This window comes from Priestia sp. 179-F W1.4 NHS, assembly GCF_045369295.1.
In the GTDB taxonomy this organism is placed as follows: Bacteria; Bacillota; Bacilli; order Bacillales; family Bacillaceae_H; genus Priestia; species Priestia zanthoxyli.
The window spans coordinates 140,669-166,312 of record NZ_JBIQFF010000005.1 but is presented as its reverse complement, the minus strand read 5'-3'; the positions used below and the strand labels follow the sequence as shown (position 1 = coordinate 166,312).

The 25,644-nt window shown below is 38.7% G+C and carries 25 protein-coding genes; 21 read left to right on the top strand and 4 right to left on the bottom strand.

What is annotated here, in order from left to right; genetic code table 11:
- The first annotated feature begins 23 nt into the window (after positions 1-23).
- The gene (locus tag ACH0CI_RS21335; RefSeq protein WP_033579196.1) at positions 24-437 is read left to right on the top strand and encodes a GNAT family N-acetyltransferase; all 414 of its coding nucleotides are present in this window, start codon (positions 24-26) and stop codon (positions 435-437) included.
- Positions 438-477: 40 nt separating this feature from the next.
- On the opposite strand, the gene ACH0CI_RS21330 is transcribed toward ACH0CI_RS21335, so the two are convergent.
- Positions 478-2,064 (bottom strand): MptA/MptB family glycosyltransferase, encoded by a 1,587-nt coding sequence (locus tag ACH0CI_RS21330; protein WP_406902227.1) that lies wholly within the window; start codon positions 2,062-2,064, stop codon positions 478-480.
- 154 nt (positions 2,065-2,218) lie between these two features.
- Positions 2,219-2,755, bottom strand: a complete 537-nt coding sequence (locus tag ACH0CI_RS21325; RefSeq protein ID WP_014459798.1) for an IseA DL-endopeptidase inhibitor family protein — start codon at positions 2,753-2,755, stop codon at positions 2,219-2,221.
- A 292-nt stretch (positions 2,756-3,047) separates the two neighbouring features.
- On the opposite strand from ACH0CI_RS21325, the gene ACH0CI_RS21320 reads away from it, so the two are divergent.
- From ACH0CI_RS21320 to ACH0CI_RS21255, 14 genes are all read left to right on the top strand, one after another.
- Positions 3,048-3,170, top strand: a complete 123-nt coding sequence (locus ACH0CI_RS21320; protein WP_013057357.1) for a hypothetical protein — start codon at positions 3,048-3,050, stop codon at positions 3,168-3,170.
- Positions 3,171-3,469: 299 nt separating this feature from the next.
- The gene (locus ACH0CI_RS21315) at positions 3,470-4,705 is read left to right on the top strand and encodes a Zn-dependent hydrolase (protein ID WP_406902226.1); all 1,236 of its coding nucleotides are present in this window, start codon (positions 3,470-3,472) and stop codon (positions 4,703-4,705) included.
- A gap of 167 nt (positions 4,706-4,872) precedes the next feature.
- Complete coding sequence (locus tag ACH0CI_RS21310) at positions 4,873-5,511, top strand: response regulator (protein WP_028408271.1); 639 nt, start codon at positions 4,873-4,875, stop codon at positions 5,509-5,511.
- Positions 5,512-5,515: 4 nt separating this feature from the next.
- The gene (locus ACH0CI_RS21305) at positions 5,516-6,634 is read left to right on the top strand and encodes a sensor histidine kinase (protein WP_335706595.1); all 1,119 of its coding nucleotides are present in this window, start codon (positions 5,516-5,518) and stop codon (positions 6,632-6,634) included.
- A gap of 101 nt (positions 6,635-6,735) precedes the next feature.
- Positions 6,736-7,674 (top strand): ABC transporter ATP-binding protein, encoded by a 939-nt coding sequence (locus tag ACH0CI_RS21300; RefSeq protein WP_335706594.1) that lies wholly within the window; start codon positions 6,736-6,738, stop codon positions 7,672-7,674.
- 19 nt (positions 7,675-7,693) lie between these two features.
- The gene (locus tag ACH0CI_RS21295; protein WP_335706593.1) at positions 7,694-8,800 is read left to right on the top strand and encodes an ABC transporter permease; all 1,107 of its coding nucleotides are present in this window, start codon (positions 7,694-7,696) and stop codon (positions 8,798-8,800) included.
- Position 8,801: 1 nt separating this feature from the next.
- A complete protein-coding gene (locus ACH0CI_RS21290) occupies positions 8,802-9,950 on the top strand; it encodes an ABC transporter permease (protein WP_033579192.1) in 1,149 nt (382 codons plus the stop codon).
- Positions 9,951-10,195: 245 nt separating this feature from the next.
- Positions 10,196-11,386 (top strand): iron-containing alcohol dehydrogenase, encoded by a 1,191-nt coding sequence (locus ACH0CI_RS21285; RefSeq protein ID WP_154991247.1) that lies wholly within the window; start codon positions 10,196-10,198, stop codon positions 11,384-11,386.
- A 45-nt stretch (positions 11,387-11,431) separates the two neighbouring features.
- Entirely contained in the window at positions 11,432-12,865 is a 1,434-nt protein-coding gene (locus tag ACH0CI_RS21280) for a GntP family permease (RefSeq protein WP_013083445.1), read from the top strand.
- A gap of 213 nt (positions 12,866-13,078) precedes the next feature.
- Positions 13,079-13,405 (top strand): IDEAL domain-containing protein, encoded by a 327-nt coding sequence (locus ACH0CI_RS21275; RefSeq protein WP_028413094.1) that lies wholly within the window; start codon positions 13,079-13,081, stop codon positions 13,403-13,405.
- 119 nt (positions 13,406-13,524) lie between these two features.
- Positions 13,525-14,097: a DJ-1/PfpI family protein gene (locus tag ACH0CI_RS21270; protein ID WP_013057347.1), complete on the top strand. Its 573-nt coding sequence runs from the start codon at positions 13,525-13,527 to the stop codon at positions 14,095-14,097.
- 71 nt (positions 14,098-14,168) lie between these two features.
- A complete protein-coding gene (locus ACH0CI_RS21265) occupies positions 14,169-15,281 on the top strand; it encodes a CdaR family transcriptional regulator (RefSeq protein ID WP_406902225.1) in 1,113 nt (370 codons plus the stop codon).
- 129 nt (positions 15,282-15,410) lie between these two features.
- Positions 15,411-16,823 (top strand): glycolate oxidase subunit GlcD, encoded by a 1,413-nt coding sequence (gene glcD, locus ACH0CI_RS21260; protein WP_328153463.1) that lies wholly within the window; start codon positions 15,411-15,413, stop codon positions 16,821-16,823.
- On the top strand, positions 16,820-18,139 hold the full coding sequence (locus ACH0CI_RS21255; protein WP_335706590.1) for a (Fe-S)-binding protein: 1,320 nt from the start codon (positions 16,820-16,822) through the stop codon (positions 18,137-18,139). Before glcD ends, ACH0CI_RS21255 begins: the two co-directional genes overlap by 4 nt.
- Before the next feature lie 27 nt (positions 18,140-18,166).
- On the opposite strand, the gene ACH0CI_RS21250 is transcribed toward ACH0CI_RS21255, so the two are convergent.
- Entirely contained in the window at positions 18,167-19,171 is a 1,005-nt protein-coding gene (locus tag ACH0CI_RS21250; RefSeq protein ID WP_028413099.1) for an LLM class flavin-dependent oxidoreductase, read from the bottom strand.
- 233 nt (positions 19,172-19,404) lie between these two features.
- Here ACH0CI_RS21250 and ACH0CI_RS21245 point away from each other — a divergent pair, with 233 nt between their 5' ends.
- The 4 genes from ACH0CI_RS21245 (at position 19,405) to ACH0CI_RS21230 (ending at position 22,577) form a co-directional block, all read left to right on the top strand.
- Complete coding sequence (locus tag ACH0CI_RS21245; protein WP_335706589.1) at positions 19,405-20,040, top strand: DUF1796 family putative cysteine peptidase; 636 nt, start codon at positions 19,405-19,407, stop codon at positions 20,038-20,040.
- 88 nt (positions 20,041-20,128) lie between these two features.
- The gene (locus tag ACH0CI_RS21240; protein ID WP_013083437.1) at positions 20,129-20,410 is read left to right on the top strand and encodes a hypothetical protein; all 282 of its coding nucleotides are present in this window, start codon (positions 20,129-20,131) and stop codon (positions 20,408-20,410) included.
- A 99-nt stretch (positions 20,411-20,509) separates the two neighbouring features.
- Entirely contained in the window at positions 20,510-20,914 is a 405-nt protein-coding gene (locus ACH0CI_RS21235; RefSeq protein WP_406902224.1) for a YkvA family protein, read from the top strand.
- A 706-nt stretch (positions 20,915-21,620) separates the two neighbouring features.
- On the top strand, positions 21,621-22,577 hold the full coding sequence (locus ACH0CI_RS21230; RefSeq protein ID WP_028408284.1) for an AEC family transporter: 957 nt from the start codon (positions 21,621-21,623) through the stop codon (positions 22,575-22,577).
- Between the two features lie 68 nt (positions 22,578-22,645).
- Here the strand turns inward: ACH0CI_RS21230 and ACH0CI_RS21225 are convergent, their stop codons facing one another.
- Positions 22,646-23,515 (bottom strand): LysR family transcriptional regulator, encoded by an 870-nt coding sequence (locus ACH0CI_RS21225; RefSeq protein ID WP_098626633.1) that lies wholly within the window; start codon positions 23,513-23,515, stop codon positions 22,646-22,648.
- Positions 23,516-23,628: 113 nt separating this feature from the next.
- Here ACH0CI_RS21225 and ACH0CI_RS21220 point away from each other — a divergent pair, with 113 nt between their 5' ends.
- Both ACH0CI_RS21220 and ACH0CI_RS21215 read left to right on the top strand, forming a co-directional pair.
- Positions 23,629-24,210, top strand: coding sequence for a non-oxidative hydroxyarylic acid decarboxylases subunit B (locus tag ACH0CI_RS21220; RefSeq protein WP_335706586.1), 582 nt, complete (start codon positions 23,629-23,631; stop codon positions 24,208-24,210).
- A 2-nt stretch (positions 24,211-24,212) separates the two neighbouring features.
- Positions 24,213-25,634, top strand: coding sequence for a non-oxidative hydroxyarylic acid decarboxylases subunit C (locus ACH0CI_RS21215; protein ID WP_406902223.1), 1,422 nt, complete (start codon positions 24,213-24,215; stop codon positions 25,632-25,634).
- Positions 25,635-25,644 lie beyond the last annotated feature (10 nt).

Sequence of the window (25,644 nt, the reverse complement as noted above, 5' to 3'; positions counted from 1 at the left end):
ACGGTATTGAGAGGAGAATGAACGTGTCTTACGTAATAAAAAAAGAGGTTCCGTTATTTGAGCAGTTTGCTGCTTTGCATGAAGCGAGCGGATTACATAAAAGTAAAAAAGGCAATTATACAAAAGAACAGCTGTTTGAAGCGGCAGCCAACAGCTGGTTTAGAGTCGGTATTTATGATAATGAACAATTGATTGCATTCGGTCGTATGATTTCAGACGGAATTTACCAAGCGCTTATTTGCGACGTGATGGTTGATCCCTCGTACCAAAACAAAGGACTTGGAAAGCAAATTATTCAAGAGCTGTTGACGAAATGCCAAGAAAGCGGAATTGAATCGATTCAGCTGTTTGCAGCAAAAGGAAAGCATCATTTTTATAAAAAATTAGGATTTCAAGAAAGAGAAGAAGACGCGCCAGGCATGTCGCTTGTTATGTAAAAAAGCTCAGTGATCAATCATACTCACTGAGCTTTTTGTATTATGCCGTTTTTAAAACCGTACTTTTTTGGACTAAATTCCAAGCAACTTTTACTAAATAAACAACAAGCAAAACGTTTAGCATCGACGTAGCAAACATAGAAAACGGGTATGAAGTGCTGTTTTGCATATTGCTGTCGCCGTATAAAACAAAAAAAGTGTTCATAAAAATACTGATGCTAAATCCAAGGGATAAGTAAAGCAAGTTTTTGTCTTTTAAATAAATATAAGCCACTAAAGCAAGCGCTGCTGCTGGAAATAAGTAGCGTTCATGCATGCTTGAAGAAAACGTAAATACCCCTGAAATTTGAATAAGCGCTGCAAGAGCGGCGTATTTAAAGCTCCGTCCTTTTATATAAATAAGCCAAGAAAAAATAGTTGTCGCGACGATAAAAATAAGTCCCCACGTATGATAGCTGAAAAACAGCAGCGTTGCAGAGCTGTCTTTATAGTTTGCGCCTATTAAACTATAAAAGTTGTAGGCGTTAACAGAAGCATACGGGTACTCTCCAATGGTGGATGAAAATAAATCAATAATCCACGTTGGACTTTTTCCGACTGAAAAAGGCAATAAAATCACCCCAGCAGTGAAAGCCGCCGTTAAAGCAATGCCGAAGAAATGCTTCACTTGCTTCAGGCGAATGAGCTCGAAAAACAAAATAGGCAGGATAATAATCGCCTGCGGCTTCATTAAGACCGCTGCTGTAAAAATAACGGCCGACGCGTAAATTCGTTTTTCCGTAATCATTACAATGGCTAGGACAATAAGTAAAGTGAAAAATGAATCGACTTGTCCCCAAAACGTTGAATTAACTAAAATGGCCGGATTAAATAAATACCCAATTGCTAACAGGTATGCAAAAGAAGGTGCCAAGTATTTACGAGCTAAACGATAGAGTAAATAAGATGTGACAACATCTGCTAAAATAGGCGGAATTTTAATCAACAGCGAAAAATACTGCTGAAAATCCGGTAAACTGCCAACTTTCCCAACGATAAACAAGATATAAATATAAAACGGCGGATAATCGCTTTCGCTTTTAGCGTAGAAATTTGAAAAATGATTAGCCGCAACCGATGCCCAGTTTTTGAAAAGCGACGCATCCATATGAGAGCCTACCCACGGAATCAGTGCAATCCGGATAAATAGTCCAGTGCCAAGTAATGACCATAAAATAACGCGAGAATGCCCTATCGAATGATGCCATTTCTTTTTCTTTACTAATCCGTAAACGAAAGCTGCTGCTATAAAAAAGCCCACCGTATAAAGAGCTAGCGGCGTTTCATAGTCTTTATTAGCTCCTTGACTTCCGGCACCGTTATCCATAGATAGATTATGAAAAGGCGTTACGTGTTCTCCGGAATTGCTGGGTGAAGCAGGACCGTTTCCTGAAGGAAGACGATGATCTCTTGAGTTATTATCAAGAACAGATATACCATTCGTAATCTTTTTTAACTGATGACTTTCTTGAATTGAAAATAAATGTTCTTCTCCTTTATAGTGTGATAGTGAAACGATACTGAAAACAAATGCTAAAAGAAAAGCTGCCGTTACGATAAAAGCCGTTCTTTTTTGTAGTATGTTCATATAAAATCCTCCGATGACAATGTATCGAATAAGTAGTAGTGTGTCTCCATACTATAAGGGGAGTTGGTGAAAATAAAGTGAAACTTCTTTAATAAAGAGCGGAAGAGAGAGCATAAAAAAACAAGGCCTTAGAAGACCTTGTTTTTTATATTGCTTATAGTACAGCATCAAACTTATTTACTTTCCACTGTGAACCAGATTTATAAAATGTAACGGTGCGTTTTACACTTCCTCCGTCAACTGTTGGAACCGTAAATTGATAAGAGCGAACATCGGCGCGCTGATAAGTTAGTTTTGCTTTTGCTTTGTTCCACTCTAGCATGCTGAATCCGTCACCGACAGGACGAGCAAGCTTTCCGTTATATGTGATGTAGCGATAATTTGTTAATCCTTTTTGAATAGCACTGTTTGTAAACGTTTCAGATAAGTAGCTTACTAGTTTGCTTTTTGTATTAAAATCTTGACAAAGATATGAGTACTGAGTGCCTTTATAATTAAATGTTTTTTGAGTACATAAATTACCTTTAGATCCATGAAGTGCATTCCAGAAATGGTTGCTTGCGTTTGCTGCAATTTTTACCGCATTAGTCGTTGATAGATTTTGTGATGCTGCTTGAGCTGTAACTCCTGTGCTTAGTGAAAAGAAAAGAGCAAGTGATGCTAAGATTATTCCAAATTTTTTCATTTCCATTTCCCTCCTACTCATTCATTGAAATATATGTAACATTCATGCTGTTAATATTACAATTGTTACATTTATATTACAATACTTCTTTAAAGAAATAAAGAGTATTTCTTATATATGTTTGAATTATTCCCGTATTTTCTTAAATAAAACGTAGAATTAAAAGAAAACATATAAACAGTATGTCAATTATGTGTCACATATTTCGTCGCTTTACAAGTTCGTATATAATAGGAATAAATCGATCAATATGCTGATTTAGATAAATAGGTCAGGCACAAAAGGAGAACGTAAACTAATGGGTGTTTCAGAAGTGACATCAGGAATTATTATTACCACTGCCGTAATTGCTATTGTGATTATTACAGTTGGTGTTTTGGCTACAATGATTGCGATTGCGAAGAAAGCAAATAAAAAGTAAGTGTGTAGAGGAGAGTTAGTATAATAACTAATTCTCTTTTTTTTGAAAAAAACCTATCGCTATTTTTATAATAAAAATGCATAAATAACGCGTGCATTATTCATAGAAAAAAGCAGGAAATTTACGTTTTGAAGCTAATAGATACATAAGGCAAGCTGCGCACTTTCATTACAAAAACAATGGAAGGGGTTCTAACAGACTTCAAGTGATATCGCCTATTTTATGTCATAATGAATGATATTCATTAACACAGCATCTTAGACGCACTTTATAACCAAATAATGAGGAGAGTGGTTGAGTTGCAACGACAAAAAGTAGCAGTGAATGGAGAAAGGTTAAAAAATACGCTTGAACGATTTGCCGATTATGGACGAACACCTAATAACGGTGTAACCCGCCTAGCGCTGTCAGAAGAAGATCGCCTAGCACGAGATTATTTTTGCTCATGCTGCCGGGATCTTGGAATGGATATTAAAATCGATGACCTTGGATGTATTTACGCCACGCTTGAAGGGCTAGAAGATAAGCCGCCTGTTGTGATTGGCTCACACATGGACAGCGTAAAAAAAGGCGGAAGGTTTGATGGAATCCTCGGTGTAGTTGCAGGGTTAGAGTTAGTAAGGACGCTGGTTGAACATAATATTAAGCCGAAGGTGCCGATTATGATTGTTAACTTTACGAATGAAGAAGGAGCGCGTTTTGAGCCTTCTATGATGGCTTCAGGTATTTTATCGGGCAAGTTTCAAAAAGACGTTATGATGAAGAAGACAGATGTTGACGGCGTGACGTTTAAGCAAGCCCTTCAATCATGCGGATATGAAGGCGATAGAAGTAACCGTCTTACTGAAGCATCGGCATTTGTAGAATTACATATTGAGCAAGGGCCTATTTTAGAAAGAGAAGCCAAATCAATTGGTGTAGTCGAGTGCGTGCTCGGAATGGTATGCTATGAAATTGAAGTTACGGGGGAGTCAGATCACGCCGGTACGACGCCGATGGATATGCGGAAAGATGCGCTATTTGCAACTAATAACCTGATTGCTGAAGCTCGTCATGAGCTCGGCAGATTGGATTCAAATTTAGTCTATACAATGGGGCGTATGAACGTACTGCCTAATATTCATACCGTTATTCCAAATAAAGTGATTTTTTCGCTTGAAGCGAGACATACGGATGAAGATGTCATTGCATCCGTGGAAAAAATTATTCAATCACTGCCTGATCAAGCGGAGCTGTTAGAAGGGTGCGAAGTGCGGGTGACCAAGCTTTGGGGACGCGATACCGTGTGGTTTGATAAAACGGTTTGTGATGAAGTGGAAGAGTCGGTTCGTTCGCTAGGGTATTCCTACAAGCGAATGGTCAGCGGAGCTGGACATGACGCACAGTTTTTAGCTAGCTATATTCCGACGGCTATGATTTTTATTCCGAGCGTAAACGGAAAAAGTCATTGTGAAGAAGAGTTCACTCCTTGGGAAGAATGCGAAAAAGGTGTAAACGTACTTTTAGAGACGATGATTAAGTTAGCTCAGAAGTAACAGGACGAAAGAGTAAACCTGCGGAGGTTTGCTCTTTTTTAGTGTTTAGAAAGACTGCAAACTATCGCATTGAACTTTTGGTTTATTATGGCTACAATAAATGAGAAGCATCCAGATGGATGTGAAAAAAGGATGTGAAAAAAAGTGAGATCTTCTCACTTGCAGAAATGAAAATTACTATTATTATTGCAGATGATAATTCGTTTATTCGAGAAGGAATGAAAATTATATTAAATACATACGAGGAATTCGACGTTGTCGCTACTTTAAAAGATGGTCAAGAAGCCGTTCAATATTGCAAGAATCACTCCGTCGATATTGCATTGTTAGATGTAAGAATGCCTGTTATGGACGGTGTAGAGGCTACAAAGCTTATTTCAGAGTCAACGAAAGCAAAGCCGCTTATTTTAACTACGTTTGATGACGATGAATATATTATTGATGCTGTAAAAAACGGAGCTAAAGGCTACTTGTTAAAAAATACAGAGCCAGAGCGCATTCGAGACGCAATCAAAAGCGTGTTCAACGGACATACGGTGCTGCAAGATGTTGTGCTTGATAAAATTAAATCAAGTTTAAACGCTGCAACTGAGCGCGAGTCAAAAGCGGATATGACACAGTTTACCGAGCGTGAAACAAGCATTATGACACTGATTGCCAAGGGGCTTTCAAATAAAGAAATTTCTAAAACGCTTTTTATTTCAGAAGGTACCGTAGCAAACTATATTAGTTCGATTTTAAGTAAAACGGGACTTGAGCACCGTACTCAAATTGCTATTTACTATTTAACCGGTAAAGGGAAGTAGGACTATGGAAGTCGGATTAATGATGACCAAGCTCATCCTCATACTGTTTTTGGCTATTACGTACATTCAGTTTAATTATGTACACTCGATTTCAGCTATTGTGTTAGCACTGCTTCTTTACAGCTGTGTTAATATCGCCGCGTCTATTGTGAAAAAGAGCGCGTTCAAGCGCATGCTTATTGCTTTTTCAATTGTCCTTATTCTATATTGTGCGTATCAACTTCATCCTTTGTTTTTTCTTCTTTTGCCGCTAAACCTTTGTGAGCTTATTGGAGAATCAGTCGTAAAAAAATGGATGGTGCTGCTTGTATTGCTTCCAGTGCTGCTAGTTCCCTCTGATATTAGAGCTCTGTATGTGTTAGTCGCTGCGTTTACTTTTTTTATTTATACAGGAGCAGCTCTCTATCAAAAGCGGACAATCAATTATGAACAAAAGCTTGATGAAATGAGAGTAAGTATGCAAAAGCTGCAAAAGCACGTGAATGAAAATAAAGAGTATGTGAGACAGTCTCAATATGCTTCAAAATTAGAAGAGCGAAATCGACTATCGCAGGAAATTCATGATAAGATTGGTCATTCAATGACAGGAGCGCTTATTCAAATGGAGGCAGCAAAGCACGTAATGAAGCAAGACGAGGAAAAAGCGCTGTCTCTTCTTCAAAATGCGATTACAATTTCGAAAGAAGGCATTGAAGAAATTAGGTTAACGTTAAAAAGTATAAAGCCTCCCGCTGAGCAAATAGGAATCAGCCGTCTTAAATTATTTATTGGTGAATTTGAGGCTAAGCATAGTATCGCAATGCCTCTTGTATACAAAGGGAATTTAGATCTTATCACGCCTATTCAGTGGAAAATTATTCATGAAAATATAACAGAAGCTATTACAAACGCTTTAAAATATGCAGAAGCAACGATGATTGCCATTGAGCTTCACGTACTAAATAAAATGGTGAAAGTAGAAGTCAAAGACAATGGGAAAGGCGCTCACTTGTTTCAAAAAGGACTTGGCATAGCAGGAATGGAAGAGCGCGCTGCTTCCATTAACGGAACGGTGATTGTTGACGGAGCAAACGGATTTTCTGTTACCACACTGCTGCCGATAGGTGAGAAACTTCATACGTAAATAATGAGATTTCTCATGGGGAAAAGGTGAACTTATGCACTGACGTAAGTTTGCCTTTTTTTCATAAAATAAGGATATACCAACACACTAGAGGTGAAATGATGAACGTATTATCCATTCAAAAATTAACAAAGAAATTTGGAGATTTTATTGCGGTAGATAATTTATCTTTACAAGTAGAAGAAGGAGATATATTTGGGTTTTTAGGAACAAACGGAGCAGGAAAAAGCACAACGATTCATATGGTAGCTAGTCTTCTTCAAAGCAACAGCGGCGATATTGAAGTACTTGGGAAAAATATAAAGAAACACCGAAATTTCGCAAAGATGAACATCGGAATTGTTCCGCAGGACTTAGCGATTTATGAAGATTTGACAGCCTATGAAAATGTGAAGTTTTTTGCAGGACTCTACGGATTAAGAGGATCACTTCTTAGCGAACGAGTCGAAGAAGCTTTAGCGTTTGTAGGGCTTTTAGATAAACAAAAGGCGTATCCGAAAAGCTTTTCAGGAGGAATGAAAAGAAGGTTAAATATCGCATGCGCAATTGCTCATCGCCCTAAGCTGATCATTATGGATGAACCGACGGTTGGCATTGATCCTCAGTCGCGAAATTATATTTTAACATCTGTAAAAAAGCTAAATGAAATGGGAAGCACAATCATTTATACGAGTCACTATATGGAAGAAGTAGAAGAGGTATGTACAAAAATTGCAATTATTGATCACGGCAAAATTATTGCTGAAGGAACAAAAGAGCAGCTGAAAGCGATTATCACCGATACAAAAGATATTTGGATTGAAGTAAAAGAAGCAGACGATATAGATTGCAGCGGTCTAAAGGAAATTCCAGGCGTAACAGCCGTTACGTATGAAGATGGAATCATTAAAATTAATTCAAGCGCCGAAGTGAATAACTTAAACAAGGTCATTCATTATTTAATGACGCATCATATCGAAGTTAAAGCAGTTAAAGAACAAGCACCAAATTTAGAGACGGTCTTTCTGACGCTCACAGGACGCAGTCTAAGAGATTTATAAAAGAAAGGAGGAATAACGAATGAATATTATTGCAATTGCTTTGAAAGAAATGAAAAGTGATCTGCGAGATAAGCGTGCATTTATCTTTATGATTCTTTTTCCGCTAGCTCTTGTCCTTATTTTAGGAACAGCTTTGTCCCAAGCCTTTAATAACGACATGACGATAGACGATAGCTATGTTCTCTATAAAATCGATACGAGTAATGAACAATCTGCCGCATTTAAGCAGTTTGCTGCACATGCAGAAAAATCGGGCATTCACTTTAAAGCGTTGAAAAAAGATCAAGATGGAAAAAAAGAAGTAAAAGAGCAGCATTATACAGCTTATGTAGAAGTGAAAGACGGAGGCATTAATCTCTACGGAAATGAAGAAAACAGCATTGAATTTAACGTGGTGCAAGGTATGTTAAGTACATTTGTTGATAAGTATAACGTGGCTATGGAAGTGGCCAAAGTAAATCCTCAGCAAGTCGAGAACCTGCTGCGTGCGTCTAAGCATGACTATATTCAAGAAACATCCCTTCATTCTCAAAAACAGCCAAATTCAATAGACTACTACGCTATTTCAATGACCACCATGATTGTTTTGTACGGATCTATCTCAGCGAGTTATTTAATTAGAGGAGAGCGTATGCGAAATACAGCAATTCGATTAGTAGCCGCACCGATTAAAACCGCTGAAATTTTTGTCGGGAAAATTTTAGGCACTGTTTTGGTTCACGCCATTTGTGTATTAGTGGTCATTATGTCGACTAAATATTTTTTTGATGCGAATTGGGGAGATCATTTACTCTTAGTACTCGTAATGTTAGTATCTCAGATTCTTTTTGCCATTAGCTTTGGATTAGGAGTTAGCTACCTTACGAAGACGGAAGCGGCGTCAAGAGCAATTATTATGGTCGTTATTCAAGTGTCGTGTATTGTGGGAGGAACCTATTTTCAAAATGGATCTGGAGAAGGCTTCGTCAATGTATCACCTTTAACCTGGATGAATAATGGACTTATTAAATTGATTTATACAAATGATATCGGCGCTTCTCTTTCAGTTATCGGGTTGAATGTAGGCTTCTCTATTTTATTCTTGGGCACAGCCATTGTGCTTTTGAGAAAAAGAGAGGGGTTATAACATGAAAAATATCATGTGGCTTGTCACAAATATGCTGAGAAATATGCTGCTTAGAAACAAAAGGACGCTTGTGCTTGTTATTGGTTTGCCTATTGCAGGTATTTTGATGTCCGTTCTTATTTATGGAAATACAGCAGGGACTTCGGTGAATATCGGAGTTGTCAATCACGACTCAACGGATATCTCAAAAGACACCGTTCAGTTTTTAAAAGGGCTGCATAAAACGAATGTTAAAATGCTCACTGACAAAGAAGTGGATCATGAGATTACGTCAAAGAAAGTTGATGCTGTTATTACTTTTGAAAAAGGGTTTTCTGAAAGCGTCAAAGCGAACAAACCAGATCATATTACGATTACTTCGATAAAAGGAGCAGAAGTAACGGGCTTTATTAAGTCTTATTTGTATCAATATATTGATAATGTTTCTGCGCTTAATCAAGCAGCAGGCGGCAATGACGCTGCGTTTAAACAAATGTATGAGAGTTATCAAAAAGCGCCATTCCACGTCTCCACGCATGCACTTGAAGACAAAGGAACCGATCAAAACATTGTCAAGCAGACAATTGGGTATTTAATTATGTTTATGCTTTTTTCTGCCGTAAATCTATCGGCTCTTATCACAAAAGAAAAAGAGCAGCGCACGTATTTTAGACTGCTAGCTTCGCCAGTCAGCGCAAGGCAATACGTGATATCTAATGTTATGACAAATATGATTTTATTAACTTTGCAAGTAATGATTACACTTGTTTGTATTACGACTCTTTTTCACGTAGATATGAACATTCCTGTGTGGCAGCTATTTTTTATTTTAGTTTTGTTTGGGCTAGTAGCCATCGGCTTGTCGCTTGTAATCGTTGCTTTTACAGAAAGCTCAAAAGCGGCAAACGGCCTTCAAACGCTTATTATTACGCCAACTTGTTTACTGTCAGGGTGCTTTTTCCCTCCTGAATTTATGCCGGATGTGATGCAGAAAATAGCCGACTTTCTTCCTCAAACGTGGGTATTAAGCACGTTGAAAAGTGTTCAACAAGGAGCTGCATTAAGCAGCCTATGGTTAAATATCAGCATTTTACTAGCTTTTGCACTCGTTTTTTTCCTGCTATCGATCTATAAATTAAATCGAAATAATACTGTTCAAAAGTTTATTTAAATGGTAAAGTCAGAGAATACCTCTGGCTTTTTTTGTAATTTTTAAAAGGTTTCAAAAAAAGATTGAAAAATATAAGATGAAATTTTAGAATGAAAGAGGAAAGGGGTATACAAAAAGAGAATAAATAGGGGAGAAAAACGAAGTTCATGTTGGTTTTTTGCACAAATAAATGAAATCGCTTACATAAGTCAGCATGAAAATACGGAAGGAGAGATTGTCAGCGAGATAACAAAGGGGGAAAAACAGTGGGAATTTATGAACTACTTGTACCACGCACGGTTTTATATGGAGAAGGATCATTTTCTAAAATTGGAGAGCAGGCTGCACTGCTTGGGACAAAGGCATTGCTTATAAGTGATGACGTTATGGCGAAAGCAGGCAATGTAGAAACTTGTCGTCGTTACTTAGCAGAGGCTGGCATGGACTGTGCCGTGTATACAGGCGTAAATTCAGAGCCGACAGATATTCATCTAGATGAAGCGCTTGCCATATGTAAAACGGAGCAGTGCGATGTGGTTATTGCCTTAGGGGGAGGCAGCTGTATCGATACTGGAAAAGCGGTTGCCATTATGATGACAAATGAAGGGCATCTACGAACGTATTTTCAAAATCAACAAGATTTTCAAGGTAGTCCTCTTCCTTTGGTTGCCGTGCCTACGACTGCCGGAACGGGCTCAGAAGTGACGAAAGCGACGGTTATTACAGACACGGCGTACGATGTAAAAATGATGCTCGCAAGGCCTCAATTATTGCCTGATACAGCCATTGTTGATCCGTTATTAACTCTATCATGTCCAAAACACGTAACGGCAGCTACAGGAATTGATGCACTCAGTCATGCGGTCGAAGCGTATTTGTCTAAAAAAGCACATCCTTTTACGGATTCACTTGCGCTTCAAGCAATTGAGTTAATTATGAAAAATATTCGTCTTGTGTACAGAAATGGAGAAAATGTTCAAGCAAGAAACGAAATGGCCTATGCTTCTATGCTTGCGGGGATGGCGTTTTCAAATTCATCCGTTGCTCTAGTGCACGGTATGTCACGACCTATTGGCGCGTTATTCCATGTGCCACACGGTATTTCTAACGCGATGCTCCTGCCTGCGGTTTTGGACTATACAAAAGAGGCTTCAATCGATCGTTTAGGTGAAATAGGACAAGCTCTTTTTCCGAACGTATCATATACAAAAAAAGAAGGAGCAGATGTGTTAATTGAAGCCATCAAGCAGCTTTGTATCGACTTAGAGATTCCTAATCTTCAATCGTGGGGCATTGATCGCCAGCTATTTTACGCGGCTGTTGAGAAAATGGCAGCGGATGCGATTCAAAGCGGAAGTCCTGCTAACCATCCGGTTGTACCGACGGCAGAAGAAATTATCCAGCTGTATTACACGTCCTATGAATATGAGTTTAAGTCTGCACTTTATAAAAAATAAGATAAATTCAAAACAAATTGAATGAGGGATGAAAGGGGAAACGTTATGGATTTGCTGATTATTTTGCTGTCTCTGGGGCTTTTAATGCTGGTTGCTTACCGCGGATTTTCAGTTATTTTGTTTGCTCCACTTTGTGCGCTGCTAGCCGTTATTTTAACGGAACCAAGCTATGCACTCCCGTTTTTCTCAAACGTTTTTATGGAGAAAATGGTTGGATTTATTAAAAACTACTTCCCTGTCTTTCTATTAGGAGCAGTCTTCGGGAAGATGGTAGAAATGTCTGGAGTCGCTGAGTCGATTGCGAAAACAATTGTTAAAGTCGTGGGGGCTAAACGTGCGATCTTGGCGATTGTTTTAATGGGAGCAATCTTAACCTACAGCGGCGTAAGTTTATTCGTTGTTGCGTTTGCAGTTTATCCGTTTGCGGCTAACTTATTCCGCGAAGCGAATATTCCAAAACGATTAGTACCGGGAACGATTGCATTAGGAGCTATTTCGTTTACCATGGATGCACTTCCGGGTACACCACAAATTCAAAATGTTATTCCAACGACTTTTTTTAAAACAGACATCTATGCTGCTCCGACACTGGGGATTATCGGATCAGTTATTGTTTTTAGCTTAGGTCTTTGGTATTTAGAAAGCCGAAGTAAAAAAGCAAGAAAAGCTGGAGAAGGCTACTACGGATTTAATAATGAACTAGCAGCTGCTGCAGAGCTAGAAAAAGAGTCTGTACCTTCTACAGAACCTAAATATGAACCTAGCGTAGCAAGACAGATTTTAGCGTTTGTACCGCTCGTGCTTGTAGGGGTTGCAAACAAATTTTTTACTGTTTCTATTCCAAAGTGGTACCCAGACGGTTTTGATTTTGCCAAAATTGGCCTTGAAGCGTTCGGAAAAGTAGATTTAACCGCAGTTGTTGGTATTTGGTCAGTGGAGTTAGCACTTGTTATTGGAATTATTACGACGATTGCGTATGACTGGAAGAGAGTGACCACCGGTTTCCAAGCGGGTCTTAACGCAAGTATTGGCGGAGCGCTTCTCGCTGCGATGAACACGGGAGCTGAGTATGGCTTTGGAGGCGTTATTTCATCTCTTCCTGGCTTTGCAACCGTTCGCGATGGTATTTCACATACCTTTACAAATCCGCTTGTCAATGGAGCCGTTACGACAAACATTTTAGCCGGTATTACAGGATCCGCTTCTGGAGGTATGGGAATCGCGCTTAGTGCGATGGGAGATAAGTATGTAGAAGCTATTAATCAATACAATATTCCTCCTGAAGTTATGCACAGGGTTGTAGCGATGGCATCAGGAGGTATGGATACGCTTCCTCATAACGGAGCTGTTATTACCCTGCTTGCTATTACCGGATTAACCCACAAGCAGTCTTACCGAGATATTTTTGCCATCACTGTTATAAAAACGCTTGCATGTTTCTTAATCATTGGAATCTACAGCTTAACTGGACTCGTATAACAAATAAAGAGGCTGAGTGTAGTTGAAGAAAGATCCGAACGATAAATCGTTCGGATTTTTTTATTGTTGCAGTGATTTTGTATATCGAGCCTTTTGCTCTAAAACAGATTCTTTGACTTTCTAAACTGTAAGTATTATGATTACACTACTTTCTAGAATACTATATGCCGTTACATTAATTCTTAGCATGTTTATGAAGAAAGGAGAATGACTGTGAAGCTATTTGAAGGAAATTTAAAAGTAGGCGACTGGGTCAAAGGAAAGTCTCGCGACGGTGAACTTATATACGGATATATAAAAACGATTAATCCATCTAAAAAAGCCGCACTAATCAATGTAGTGAAAAGTGATGATGAAAAAATGGTCGGCACAACCATTGGCATGATGGATGAAAAAATAGAGAAGCTGCCCCTTCAAAAAACGGCGCACGAAGAGCAGATTCTTTCATTGATTGATCTTGCGCTGCTAACAAAAGACGAAGCTTGGTTTATTGAATTAACAGCTGAATTAAAAAGAGTACAAGATAAAAAGCAAGGCTGACATTCCTAGTAAAGGAATGAAGGCCCTGCTTTTTTTATTATTCCTAGGGGAAAAGCAGGAATGGAAAGCAGCTTGCGAGAAGAAGTAAATGACGACATTAAAAGAAAAGGTGATAAAAGATGAGTAAACGTGTCTTGATTTTAACAGGAGATGCCGTGGAGGCTTTAGAAGTTTTTTATCCGTATTATCGCTGTTTAGAAGAAGATATTCAGTGTACCATTGCCTCTCCCGTGAAAAAGAAGCTCCAAACGGTTGTTCATGATTTTCTTCCAGAAATGGAAACATTCACAGAAAAAACGGGATATAAAATTGATTCTCATGCTTCTGTAGATGAAGTGGATCCCGCTGATTTTGACGGACTTATTATTCCTGGAGGACGAGCGCCTGAATATATTCGAATGAACACAAAAGTTCAGGAAATTGCTGCTCATTTTTTAAAAGAAAACAAACCTTTAGGCGTTATTTGTCATGGTCAGCTCGTGTTAACGACGGTTAGAGAGTATCTCCAAGACAGAGAAGTGACAGCGTATCCTGCTTGCCGTCCGGAAGTAGAAGCGGCGGGTGCTGTATTTGTTGAACAGACGCTCCACGTAGACAGAAACTTAGTAACCGGACAAGCTTGGCCGGATTTACCTAAATTTATGAAAGAGTTTTTTAACGTGCTAAAAAAAGCTGAAAAAGTGAACGCATAATAAAAAAAGCGGGCTGAGAGAAAACCATTCTTTCAGCTCTTTTAATTGATGATAGATGAGGTGTAAACAACGTGCAGCTAGTTTCTGAACTATCGAAGAAAATTATAAAAGAAGTGCAGCTTGTGATGAACGAGCATGTAATTGTAACGGATCCACATGGAATTATTATTGCATCAACAGAAGAAAAGCGGGTTGGTTTTTTTCACGAAGGTGCGTGGAACGTGATGCAAAAAAAGCAAAAACTATATATCTCTAAAAAAGAAGCAGCGGATTTAAAAGGAGTTAAGCCGGGCATTAATTTGCCCATCAGTTATCAAGGAGACATTATTGGCGTTATTGGCATTACAGGTACTCCAGAAGCTGTTGAGCCTTTTGCAGACATTATTCGAAGGTTAACAGAGCTAATTATTCGCGAAGCATACTATATAGAAGCGAAGGAATGGGAGAATAAAGGAGTAGAAGCTTTTTTTCGTGAATGGATTTATAGCCAGCAGGTAGATGCAGAATTTATTGAACGAGGCCATATTTTAGGAGTACAAGTAGACAGTGCTTACTGCTGCACGCTGTTTCAAATTGACTCATCTCTTTCGAAAAAGAAGCAGCAGCAGGTACAAGAAATGATTCGCTACTGGTTTGAAAGTCATAAAGGTGAAGGAGATTATATCGCAAATTGGGGATACGATCGCTTACTTTTACTAAAAGAAGCGGTAGGTGAAAAGGTAAGACAAGGATTTAAAGAAGAATTAAAAAAATGTCAGCAGTACATTCAAGCAAACAACCAAGTTATCATCACTATTGGTGTAGGAAAGCCAGCGGAGCAATTTGATTTGCATGCTTCATATGAAGAAGCAAAAAAAGCGCTTAAAGTAGCTTCAAAACGTCAAACCGTTGTTTTTTATGAGGAACTGCTGATGGCCATGATTTTAGAAGACGTTTCTGAACCTGTAAAAAAGGAATTCTTAAGTCGAGTGCTTTCCGCTCTTTTAAAAGAAAAAGAGCTTCTCGAAACGTTGAAATGCTATTTATCCAATGATCAATCATTAAAAAAAACGGCAGTTGATTTACATATTCATATCAATACGCTTCATTACCGCTTGAAGCAAATGAAAGAACTAACAGACATTGATCCTAAAAGTGTAAAGGGTCTCACGCTTTTTTACCTTGCGCTGTCTCTACTAGAATAAAGTGCGCTATTCATTAGATAAACATACAAAAAATGAGTTTTTAAAGCGCTTTTTTTTAGTTTTTTATCTATAGTCCCTCGTGGCTTCTGCAACTATAATAAGATTAAGAGATATATAAGGAGGAACGTTATGCTTAATGAACGAACAAAAGCAAAGCTCATTGAAGTTGTAGGATCGGCCAACTTTCAAGATAGCAGTGAAGCAAGACTCGTATATTCTTATGACGCAACCCCTAACTTTCAGTCGCTTCCTGATGCAGTTATTATGCCTGAAAACAAAGATCAAGTGAAAAGAATTTTAACGATATGCAACGAAGATCACGTTCCTATTGTGCCAAGAGGCTCAGGCACAAATTTAAGCGCAGGAACGTGTCCAACGCAAGGCGGAATTGTTCTTACCTTTAATCGAATGAATAAAATTTTGGAAATTGATGAAGAAAATTTAACCGCTACCGTGCAGCCGGGTGTTATTACGTTAGACTTAATTAATGCCGTAGAGGCAAAAGGTTTATTTTATCCTCCTGATCCAAGCTCTATGAAAATATCAACCATTGGAGGAAACATCAATGAATGCTCAGGAGGATTACGAGGCTTAAAATACGGAGTAACAAAAGATTACGTTCTTGGTCTTGAAGTAATTCTTGCAAACGGCGATTGTATTAAGACAGGAGGCAAGCTGGCTAAAGATGTAGCTGGCTACGATTTAACGAACTTATTTGTCGGGTCTGAAGGAACGCTGGGCGTCGTGACAGAAGCGATTTTAAAGCTCATTCCAATACCTGAAACAAAACAAACTCTGCTTGCGCTGTTTGAAGACATGGACGCAGCTGCTAAGACGGTTTCAGCAATTATCGCCAATAAGATTATTCCGGCTACGCTTGAATTTTTAGATCAGCCGACGTGTGAAGTAGTAGAAGATTTTGCCCAAGTTGGGCTTCCAACTGATGTAAACGCTGTCTTATTGATTGAACAAGATGGCCCGCCAGAAGTGGTGAAGCGCGATATTGAAATGATTTCACGCATCTGCAGCGAAGGAAAGGCTGTATCGGTGAAAGTAGCGGCTTCGCAAGCAGAAGCAGAAGCGTTAAGTACAGCAAGAAGATCAGCTCTTTCTGCTTTAGCACGAATGAAGCCAACGACGATTTTAGAAGATGCAACCGTCCCGCGGTCTAAAATTAGTGAAATGGTCAAAGCGATTAATGAAATTGCTGTAAAATACAACGTTAAAATCTGTACGTTTGGTCATGCGGGAGACGGAAATCTGCATCCGACTTGCTTAACAGATGCGCGTGACGAAGAGGAGATTCACCGAGTCGAACAAGCTTTTGAAGCAATTTTTCATAAAGCCATTGAGCTTGGAGGAACGATTACAGGTGAACATGGAGTCGGAGAAATGAAAGCACCGTATTTAGCATTGAAGATGGGCGGAGAAGGAGTAGCTGCGATGAAAGCAATTAAGTATGCTTTGGACCCGCAAGGAATTATGAATCCAGGGAAAATTTTTGCTAAAGACACGAGAAAAAGAGTGGTGGTTCGTTCATGACGGCAACAAAAGACATTCAGCAAGCGTTTAAAGAACGGTTAGATTATGACGAGTTAATGAATTGTATGAGATGCGGTTTTTGTTTGCCAAGCTGTCCGACGTATGGCCAAACCAATCAATATGAAGCAGCGTCACCGCGCGGAAGAATTGCTTTGATGAAAGGAGTTGTAGATGGGCTTATTGAACCGGATGAATCCGTTGAAAAACAATTGAACCTTTGCCTTGGCTGCCGAGCGTGTGAGCCTGTTTGTCCTTCGGGTGTGAAGTACGGACACTTATTAGAAGAAGCGCGTGATATTATTCAGCAGAAAAAACGACATAAATGGCCGGTAAAAGCGCTCAGGCATATGGTGTTTGAACAGCTTTTTCCGCATAAAGAACGATTAAAAAATGTACATTCTCTGCTTGCTTTCTATCAAAGAAGCGGCTTGCAAAAAGCTGTTCAAAAAACAAATATATTAAACGTCCTGCCCGGTAATTTAGCACAAATGGAAAAAACGCTTCCGCCTGTGCCAACAAAAAAAGAAATGAAGAAACGTCCTTTTTTATTTGAAGCAGAAGGAACAAGAGAGCGTACGGTTGCTTTTTTTACAGGGTGTTTAATGGACACGATGTTTATGGAAACAAACAACGCGACGATTGCACTTTTACAAAAAGCGGGGTGTAAGGTCGTTATACCAGAAGTGCAGACGTGCTGTGGCGCCCTGCATGCGCACGGCGGAGAAAAAGATCAGGCAAAAAAGTTAGCAAAACAAAATATTATGGCGTTTGAATCTATTCAAGCGGATGATATTGTTCTTAATGCAGGCGGCTGCGGTGCGCTGTTAGTGGAATACGATCATCTATTAAAAGATGAGCCGGAATGGAAAGAAAGAGCAGCGGTCTTTTCTGCAAAAGTCAAAGATTTCTCAGAGATTTTATTGCAGCAGCAGTTTGTAGAAAGACAAAAGTTATCGCTTTCAAGTCAAATTATTACGTATCAAGACTCGTGTCATTTAAGAAACGTGATGAAAACGTCCAGCGCACCGAGAAAACTGATCCAAGCGATTAACGGAACGGTGTTTAATGAAATGGAAAATGCGGCTCATTGCTGCGGCTCAGCTGGTATTTATAACTTAACGGAACAAGAGATGTCTATGCAAATTTTAGATTATAAAATGGAAAAAGTGAAAGAAGCCCATGCCCATACAATTGTAACAGCAAACCCGGGCTGTCTCATTCAAATGAAGCTAGGCGTAGTCAGAGAAGGAGTAGAAGAAAGTGTAAGGGCCGTTCATCTTGCAGATTTACTTCTTGAAGCAGTAGAAAGCAAATAAAAAGGCCGGACGTGTCCGGCCTTTTTATTATTTGAACAGCTGAGAAACAATTTCGTACGAACGAAGGCGAGCTTTGTGATCGTAAATTTGAGCGTTAATCATCAGTTCATCTGCTTCTGTTTCTTCAATAAACTGTTCTAGCTTGACTTTAATCGTCTCAGGACTTCCGACAATAGAAGAGCCCAGCTGCTGTTGAAGAGAAGCTTTTTCAAAGTCAGTCCATAGTTCATCCATATTATCCACGGGAGCTTTGAGTTTCCCCGGTGTGTTTCGAATTAAATTTAGAAACTGCTGTTGCATAGAAGTAGCCAAGCGTTCAGCTTCTCTATCTGTATCAGCAGCGATTACGTTTACACCTAACATTGCATATGGTTTCTCTAACACGTCGGACGGCTTAAAATAACGACGGTACATGTTAAGAGCTGTCATTGTATTATTAGGCGAAAAGTGACTTGCAAATGAAAATGGCAAGCCTAGCTGTGCAGAAAGCTGTGCGCTAAAACCGCTTGAGCCAAGGAGCCAAATCGGAATATTTAAACCTTGACCGGGAACAGCTTTAACACGCATCTGACTTTCTGAAGCAGGTTTAAAGTATTCTTGCAGTTCGGCCAGCTGTTCTGGGAAGTCACTGCCGTCGCTTCTGCGGTCGCGTCGCAGCGCCTGCGCTGTCAGCTGATCTGTCCCTGGCGCTCTTCCTAAGCCTAAATCAATACGTCCTGGAAATAGTGATTCAAGCGTGCCAAAATGCTCAGCAATAACAAGCGGAGAATGGTTAGGAAGCATAATGCCGCCAGAGCCTACGCGAATGCGTGACGTGCCTCCAGCGACATGACCAATTACAACAGATGTAGCGGAGCTTGCGATACCTGTCATATTATGATGTTCAGCTAGCCAATAGCGGTTATACCCCCATTTTTCAGCGTGCTGAGCTAAATCTAATGTATTTCTAAGTGAGTCAGATACAGTCCCTCCTTCAACTACAGGAGAAAGATCTAACACGGAAATCGGAATATCTTTTAATGCTTTACTCATCAATTTCATCTTCTTTCTTTAAAGACTTCATAGGCCTTGTTATTTCAATGGAATACAAGTATTTTAACAAGAATCTTTCGAGTTCCAAAATATTTTGCTTCGGTTGTTTTTTTAAATTCCTTACTCTTTTATTACACAAGCTCCTAAAACGCAAAAAGCTTGTACGGTATAAGGCAGAAGCCGCCTCTTTCTATAAAAGACTGTCATATTTTATAGAAGAAGGGAGGATGAATATGGTTACTTTAAATGAACTAAAAAGCAAGCAGTACGATATGATATACAGTTTAGGCTATAACTGTTTTCCAGGGATATATATGAAAAAATATTCTTTGCGAAAACAAGCCGGCGTGATTGATTGGTGTATTAGTATTTCTCTTTCTCATATTAACCAGCTGTTGGAAAATCGCTGTAAAGACTTATTTGTATATGAACACTTAACCTATATCAGTTCTTTCGGAGATGGTTCCACGCTTAGACTGCGTGATAAGGTGTATCAAATTGATTCTGCTCATGATTTTCCGTCGTCTATTAATACGGAGACTAACTGGCTTTCATATAATGAAGTCAAAGAAAAATATGAACGGAGAACGGAGCGATTTTTAACGTCAATGGAGACCAGTTCTTGTATATTGTTTATTCGTATGGGCGGAACGTATGAAGAAGCGAAAGAACTAGAGCATGTTTTAAAGGGAATGGTCAAAAACGATTTCTATATACTGCTGCTGACAAACAGTGAAAAAGAACTTTTGTCCGAAGCTAACTGGGACTTGCCTTATACATGTGTTTTACATGCGCCTATTTTTTCAATGGACGTGCTGCGCGATGATAAAGTATGGGAAGAGCTCTTAAGCGGGCTTGTTATAAAATAAAAAAAACACTTTTTGTATAATACGGGAATGAAAAAGCTCGTTTTTTTCATAGACTTTGTTATATCTGTGTATCAAAGGAGATGAAAAGATGGAGTCCAATGTGCGGAAGGCGATAAAAGAAATTGTATGGCTGCTGCTAGAACAAGATCAGCGCTGGAATGAGTATCTAGTACAGCTGGAGGATTTGAAAATACAAGTGGATTTGAATAGTTCCGCATATGAAGTCCTGAGAAAGATGACGGGTAATTACGAAGTGCTGCTTGAACATATGGATCTCATTCAGCAGTTTGAAAATCATTCTAAAAGTGAAACGGCGCTGAATGACTTAGTTACTATCGTTATGAAGCATTACTCATTAAAAAATTCATAAGCCTGCTTTGTGCAGGTTTATGGAGTTTAAGCTCTCAATGGAATTCAGTAGAGATAATCGTTTATAATAAGTACATATGGTGATGAAAGGGTGATCGATATGGAAGAGAAACAAGAAATTGTACCCGTTCGTACAGAGGAAACAGCCAAATATTATTCGGAAGAAAAATTTTGGGACAAGCTTAAAAAGTTTGGTAAAAAAGCGGGGGCAAACGTTGTTTATGCCGTACTGCTTTTATACTACACGCTGCACAAGCCTGATATTCCTCCAAGAGCAAAAGCAGTCATTATAGGAGCGTTAGGTTATTTTATTCTTCCTTTAGATTTAATTCCGGACTTTGCAGCAGGAGTTGGATTTACAGATGATTTAGGAGCTCTGGGGCTCGCATTGATTCAAGTTGCCATGTACATTGATGAAGGTGTTAAACTGAAAGCAAAAGAAAAAATCAAAACGTGGTTTTCAGAAGAACACAATTTTTCCATTATTGATGCTAAAATAAAGTAACATTATGATCTACATCTAATTATTAAATAAAGTAAGCAAAAGAAGGTGATAGATGAATCATCTTCTTTTTAATCGATAATATATAGGTCTTTTTAACTATATTAATCCGTTTTATGTAAAAAAAACAGGATTAAAATATTTTTTTCACTAAAAGTTTAAGCAATGTAATTGAATAATTCCCCTACAAATGTTAAGTTAAAACATGTTCATAAATTCGTCACAGAAAGCAATATACAAATAAGTAAGATTGTTTGTAAAAACTTTGTGAAATTATGGAACTTTTTAACTGAGAGTTTCAAACTCTTAGAGATTCTTCCTCATCAATCAGAAGTCGCTTTCTTTCGTCACAAGATTAAGCATCTTTCATTTGAAGGTGTTTTTTTTCAGCCTAAGTAAGCCAATAACATGATTGTATGACAAGTTTTTGCTAAGGTTGTAGAGTTACTGTATTGTATGACAAGTTTTGTGTGATTTGATTTAACTAAATGAACAGCTTCGAAGTAAATAAATGATTGCAGAAAAACAAAGTCCATGCGTTTTCATGAACCATTATACGTTACTTCATATTTGTAGAGATGTTTAGCAAAAGGGGAGATGAATGGCCTGACGTAAACAATATCCATAGACAAGCCTTAGAAAATAATTATCTTTCTAAGAAAGCAAATTTATATGATTGATTCTAATCTAAACAATGGAGTGTTCAAAAATGGAAATTAGTCAAATCTTTATTATTTTAACCCCAATCTTTTTCGTTATTTTGCTAGGTTATTTAGCAGGGTATTTTAAAAAGTTTGATGCAACAACATCTAAAGGGTTAAATACGCTTGTAACAAAATTTGCGTTACCTGCACATTTATTCGTTGGTATTACAACAACATCAAAACAAACGCTTATTGAAAAATGGCCGTTTTTATTAGCATTAGTTCTTGGTATTATTGGATTTTATGTTCTTTTCTTACTTGTTGCAAAATATGTATTCAAATACTCACTAACAGGCGCGTCTATGTTCTCTTTAAACTCTACGCAGCCAACGTTTGCGTTTATGGGTATTCCCGTTTTAGGTAGCTTGTTTGGCGCGGATGTAGTAGCAATTCCGATCGCTATTACGGGTATCGTAGTAAATGCGATGCTTGATCCTTTAGCAACTATTATTGGTACGGTTGGACAGCGCGAAAGAAGTGAAGGGGATTCTGAAGAAAGCTTATTTAAAGTAACGATTAAATCAATCTTACACGGTCTTTCTGAACCGTTAGCTTGTGTTCCGTTAATCGCAGTAGTATTAGTGCTATGTGGATTCCAATCTCCAGATTTATTGTCAAGCAGTTTAGATCAAATTGGTTCAATTACATCTGGTGCGGCACTATTCGCAGTTGGGGTAACAATTGGTATCCGTAAAATTCAATTTAGCCCAGCGGCATTTGGTATTGCGATTTTAAAAGTGGCTATTCAGCCGCTTGTAATGTTAGGAATTGCAACAGCAATGGGTCTATCATCAGCTGACATCGTAAAATTAGTGTTATTAGTAGCATTCCCAGGTTCAGCTGTAGCAGCGATGATTTCAGTGCGCTTTGATAGCCTAGCTGGTGAAACAGCTTCAGCATTCGTACTTAGTGCCATTATGTCACTTGTTACATTACCGCTATTAATTTCTTGGTTAATGTAGTCACATATATCAATATAAAATAAAAAAGGCTTTGCTATTTTAGCAAAGCCTTTTTTGTGCATCTATACTTAAAAAAGCTTTAAAAATTCTTGAGCGATTTTGGGGAGATAACTATCGGTACGCCACGTAACTAAAGGCTCAATTACAAATGGATTATCTTCTATGCTTAAAATTTTAATATGTTCTAGCGAAAAAGAAGATAGCATCGAATAAGGAACAATAGCAGCACCAAGGCCACGACATACTAAATTAAGAAGCATCGCTGAGTCATGGCATTCGCATAAAATGGTAGGTGTTATATCCATCTTTTTAAATTCCTTTATAATGCGATTGTATATGCTTATTTCCCGATTTGAACGAAGAAGAATAAGAGGGAGAGAAGCGATTTCAGCGACTGAAATCTTTTCTGTTGCATAACTACTTTCTTTGGGAACTGCTACAACAAAGACATCTGGTGCAAGTGTTTTTGTTTTTACCTGTTGATAAGGTAAGTCTGTAGTGGTGACTGCTACATCAATCTTTCCATCCGTCAACAACTCGTTTAAATGAGCTGGTTCGTTTTCATAGATATTAAAAGTACTGTTTGGATACTGTTTTTGAATAAGAGCTAGCTTATCCAGAACCGTTGATGCACAGTAGATTGTACATCCGACTTCAAGCTTTTCATTTGTTACGTTTTTACATTCCTGTACTTCCAATACTGATTTTTCGACCCTTTGCACAATTTCTTTCGCTCGTTTTAAAAAAAGCTCTCCTTCTGCCGTTAACAATAAGCGCTTGTTATTGTTTCGTTCAAAAAGCAAAAGGCCCAGCTCATTTTCGAGCTGCTTTAGCTGTCTGCTTAAAGGAGGCTGAGCCATGTGCAGACGCTTGGCTGCTTTAGTTACATTTAATTCTTCAGCTATGACAATAAAATAATGCAGCTGTCTTAATTCCACTATATTCAACTCCATACTTTAAAGGTATTATTATATACTTTATCAATATTTTAATTGTATGGAAAATAAGTGTAAAGTTAAATGTGTAACCAAAGCAGAGAGGAGGAAAAGAAATGAAAATAGCTGTAGGAATAACAGGGGCCACAGGAGCTATTCTAGGTATTCGAATTTTAGAGCTTTTGAAGAAGGCTTCTGTTGAAACGCATTTAGTCATGTCGTCTTGGGCTCATGCCACAATTAAGCTGGAAACACCGTGTAGCGTTAGGCAAGTAGAAGCGTTAGCAGATTATTGTTATTCATATCAAGACCAAGCAGCAAAAATTTCGAGCGGTTCATTTCGTATAGACGGAATGATTGTAAGTCCTTGCAGCATGAAAACATTAGCATCTATTCGAATGGGACTAGCAGATAACTTAATAGCAAGAACGGCAGATGTGATGTTAAAAGAAAGAAAGCCACTGGTGCTACTTCCTCGAGAAACGCCTTTGAATACGATTCATTTAGAAAACATGCTGGATCTCTCAAAAATGGGAGCTATCCTCGTGCCTCCTATGCCAGCTTTTTATAACAAACCTGAGACAATTGATGATATTGTCACGCATATTGCTGTTCGAACGTTAGATCAATTAGGAATTGAGCTTCCTGAGGCAAAAAGATGGAATGGAATTAAACATTTATCACAAGGAGGAAAATAAACATGGCTTATAAAGACTTTAGAGATTTCCTTGATACGCTACATAAAGAAGGGCAGCTGCTGACGATTACAGATGAAGTGCAGCCAGATCCGGATTTAGGTTCAGCAGGTCAAGCCATCAGTAATTTAGGAGATCAAACGCCGGGATTATTATTTACAAATATTTATGGATATAACAACGCAAAGGTAGCTCTAAACGTAATGGGTTCCTGGTCAAATCACGCGTTAATGATGGGACTGCCTAAATCAACTCCTGTAAAAGAACAGTTCTTTGAATTTGCCCGGAGATATGAAAAATTTCCTGTTAAAGTGAAAAGAGAAGAAACAGCGCCATTTCATGAGTGTGAAATTAAAGATGATATTAACTTATTCGACCTTTTGCCATTGTTCCGCTTGAATCAAGGAGACGGAGGCTATTATCTAGATAAAGCGTGCGTTATTTCTCGTGATCAGCATGATAAGGCGCATTTCGGCAAACAAAACGTAGGTATATATCGTATGCAGGTCAAAGGGAAAGACCGTCTAGGCATTCAGCCCGTGCCACAGCATGATATTGCCATTCACTTGAAACAAGCCGAAGAAAAAGGTGAAAACCTCCCTGTATCAATTGCTTTAGGATGTGAACCCGCGATTGTCACAGCAGCTGCTACGCCGCTTCATTACGATCAATCAGAGTATGAAATGGCAGGAGCTATTCAAGGTGAGCCGTACAGAATTGTGAAGTCTCAGCTTTCTGATTTAGATGTACCTTGGGGAGCAGAAGTGATTTTAGAGGGAGAAATCTTAGCTGGTGAACGTGAGTATGAGGGTCCTTTTGGTGAATTTACAGGTCATTACTCCGGTGGCAGAAGCATGCCTGTTATCAAAATCAATCGCGTATACCATCGCAAAGATCCTATTTTTGAAAGTCTATATATCGGTATGCCTTGGACAGAAACAGATTATTTAATTGGAATCAATACAAGCGTTCCTTTATATCAGCAGCTAAAAGAAGCATATCCTGAAGAGATTGAAGCGGTGAACGCGATGTATACTCATGGTCTCGTTGCTATCATTTCAACGAAAAGCCGATACGGAGGATTTGCTAAGGCGGTTGGTATAAGGGCATTGACTACGCCGCATGGATTAGGATATTGCAAGCTAGTTATTTTAGTAGACGAAGATGTGGATCCGTTTAATTTACCGCAAGTCATGTGGGCGCTATCGACAAAAATGCACCCAAAACATGATGTTATAACAGTGCCTAATCTCTCAGTTCTGCCACTTGATCCAGGATCTGATCCGGCTGGTATTACAGATAAAATGATTTTGGATGCTACAACACCGGTTGCACCAGAAACAAGAGGCCACTACTCGCAGCCTTTAGATACACCACTTGAAACTGAAAAATGGGAAAAAATCTTAACGAATATGATGCAAAAATAAACAAGGAGGA